The sequence below is a fragment of the bacterium genome (assembly GCA_037131655.1).
Classification (GTDB): Bacteria; Armatimonadota; Fimbriimonadia; order Fimbriimonadales; family JBAXQP01; genus JBAXQP01.
Map to the genome: position 1 here is coordinate 1 of JBAXQP010000321.1, position 2,892 is coordinate 2,892.

The following is a 2,892-nucleotide window of genomic DNA, read 5'->3' on the forward strand; positions in this document are numbered from 1 at the left end:
GCACGTATTCTGGCATACTTATTTGCCTTCATGATGGTCCTTTCCGCATTTCTTTCATTCAGCTTATGGCGTCCGGTCTCTGTGCCTGAAAATGTCACCACATGGGAAAAGCCCTATACATCCTCACTCGGATATTCCATACCATATCCAGAAAAGTGGAAGGTCATATCACAAGAAGAGTATATTAGAAGGTCAGGGACGGAGGATGATTACAGTAATGCTCCAGACCTTTTCATTGTTCCATCCAGTGAGGTCAGCATATATGTTATTCCCATATCTGCGGATGATACTTCCCCTTCACCAAATGAGTATATGAAATATACAAGATATATAGAGCTACCGCACAACAGCGGTGATACTCGCGATGCTGGTTTCAACGAATTTACCTACACAAAAAAAGAACGCCACGGTGAATTGCCTTTACGAATTCGCACCATCAATATGCATGGTTCATGGGCGGTGCGGGATAGTAATGGTAAACGCCTCCTCATCGTAGGGAGCGCACCACAAGAAGGCTGGGAAGTGATGTCTGGCATATTCACCCATATGTTTAACGAGATGAAAGCTACGAAATAGCCAACGCTTGCAGCTTTCTCTAATCACCGTTATCATCATAATGGAGGGCAAAATGGAAATTACTGAGATGACACTCTGGCTGGCACGGATGGGCGTACTGGCCCTGCTCTTCATTTTTCTCGTCACCATGGTATTCGCACTTTTTGCGGACGCCCGCGCGGCGTCACGCCCGGAGCCAGCCCCGCCTGCTGCTCTTCCGGGAGTCAAATCCCTGGCGGTAGTCTCCGGCCCCATCCCCGCCACCGGGCAATACTACCTGCTAGATAGACCACTCACCATCGGGCGCGCCGATGATAATGATATCATCCTGCTTGTCGACCTGGTCAGTGCCCATCATGCACGCACCAACCGGCTGGGCGACGACTGGCTGCTGGAAGACCTGCACAGCACCAACGGCACTCTGCACAACGACACCCTCATCAAAACCCCCACCCGCCTGGCAATAGGCGACCGGATACAACTGGCGGAGACGGTGTTGGAGGTGCGGTAGCGAAGAGTAATACCTGTTTGAACTGGATTCTACAGATTAAGAGTGCCTTGTTCAGCTATTCGTTTTACTCCAGCAATAAATACCTGAAAACTATGCGATAGATTCCGCTCCGGGTCTATGTACTGTGCGATACGGCGCGCAGCCGAAAGCTTCCCAGAACTCCCCGTCAATTTTTTAAATTCTTCACTACCATTGTTGAGGAAGTCAGGATTGCGATATTTCTGCTTCTTCCCCAGCGCCGACAATCCCGGCAGATTAAAAGCACGTTCTATCGCTAGCAGATCGCCAATATACCAGCATTCGAGTTGCTGGCAGACGATCCGAACGAGGGTATCCGCACGTCCCGCAGAATCACATCTTTCTAACAATCGTTTTTTTACCTGCTTACAATCAGCTCCATCATTATCACGCACTACGATAAAGCGTACTCCTGGCTCTTTCCAGGCCATTAACTTACGTGGAATTGAGAGTTCTAGATCCGACTTACCTTCGTGTGATACAAATTGGCATACTACACCAGGGAGAACCCTGGGAAGCAGATTCTCCAAGACAATCTCCATTGATTTCTCTTCCAGGAGGAATACCAACTTGCTCATCGTGGCCCCGCCCCGACAAACAGGCCTTGTTTCCAGAGCGCACCTGGTAGATCGCCTGCTGCTTTCAAATCATTGAGAAGGTTACTGTCACTAGCGTGCGTTATACTAGTAATTCCATCCTTTTTCGTCAGCCAGAACAGTTCGTTCAATTCAACTCCATTGACAAAGTCAGGCGAATGGGTCGAGATAAATACCTGCCCGTCCCCTCGTGCATACTCACGAAATTCCTCGGCCAATTCCGCCAGTAACTCTGGATGCAGTTGGTTCTCCGGTTCTTCAACGGCCAGTAAAGGATGAGGCGCGGGATCATGTAATAAGAGTAGGTAGGCGAACATCTTTACCGTGCCATCTGAAACGAAGCGAGATATGAAGGGATCCTTAAAAGCACCATCCTGAAATCGTAATACTATACGGCCATCAGCAGTTTCCGCAGCTTCAACATTGGTGACACCGGGCACACGCTGGGTCATTTTCTTCAGAACTAAATTGAAGATATCCCGGTGCTCCTGGTACATATACTGCGCCACCAGCGAGAGATTCTCACCACGACGGGACAGATGCTCTGCGACGCCGGCATCCTGGCTTTCTCGCGCATCAGTAATGTGCAGGTCGGAAACATGCCAATTCTCTATCAACTTACGAAATGCTACCACTGCACGGAAGCGTTCAAACTGTCCCAAACCTTTAATTGCAAGCACGTCAGGCGAATCGAGTTTCTGCTGTTCACGCTCCTCTGTAGCATTTTCATCAACGTAATCTGCCTCATTTGTAATGGCATCACCTTCGCCAAAACGAAAATTCAAAAAACACCATGGACGCCCTTGCTGACCGCGCCGATATTTCAGCAACTCTCGTTCAACTACCGGCTGATTATCACGTAATCCAATATGCAGTTCATATGTCACTAGTGGGCCATCGGTATCAACACGAAATTTTAACTCGAACTTGATTGGCCCATTTGTATTACGGGTGACAACTTCCTTATACCCGCCACGTCGAATAAGCGCCTGACGGACATTATGGAGCAAGCAATCTTGAAGAAAACTGAACACATCAAAAAGAGTAGATTTCCCAACACCGTTGGCACCAACAAATACACACATATTGGGCAGAGATTTCAATTCAATTTTCTTTAATACTTTGAAATTCTCAATTCTAATGCTTTCTATTTTCATATTATTTCTCCAAACATCTGTAATTATAACATACTACCAGTTAAGGTTGTAAGGG

General features: G+C 47.6%; 4 protein-coding genes. 2 read left to right on the forward strand and 2 right to left on the reverse strand.

Annotated elements, in window-relative coordinates:
- Both WCO51_11830 and WCO51_11835 read left to right on the forward strand, forming a co-directional pair.
- Window positions 1-576: hypothetical protein (locus WCO51_11830; protein ID MEI6513943.1), on the forward strand; the 576-nt coding region annotated here is incomplete at its 5' end.
- 52 nt (window positions 577-628) lie between these two features.
- Window positions 629-1,066, forward strand: a complete 438-nt coding sequence (locus WCO51_11835) for an FHA domain-containing protein (GenBank protein MEI6513944.1) — start codon at window positions 629-631, stop codon at window positions 1,064-1,066.
- Window positions 1,067-1,095: 29 nt separating this feature from the next.
- On the opposite strand, the gene WCO51_11840 is transcribed toward WCO51_11835, so the two are convergent.
- Together WCO51_11840 and WCO51_11845 are read right to left on the reverse strand one after the other, a co-directional pair.
- Entirely contained in the window at window positions 1,096-1,662 is a 567-nt protein-coding gene (locus WCO51_11840; protein MEI6513945.1) for a DUF4276 family protein, read from the reverse strand.
- Window positions 1,659-2,837 carry an AAA family ATPase gene (locus WCO51_11845; GenBank protein ID MEI6513946.1) on the reverse strand — a complete coding sequence of 393 codons (1,179 nt, stop codon included), beginning with the start codon at window positions 2,835-2,837 and terminating at the stop codon, window positions 1,659-1,661. Before WCO51_11845 ends, WCO51_11840 begins: the two co-directional genes overlap by 4 nt.
- Between the last annotated feature and the right edge of the window lie 55 nt (window positions 2,838-2,892).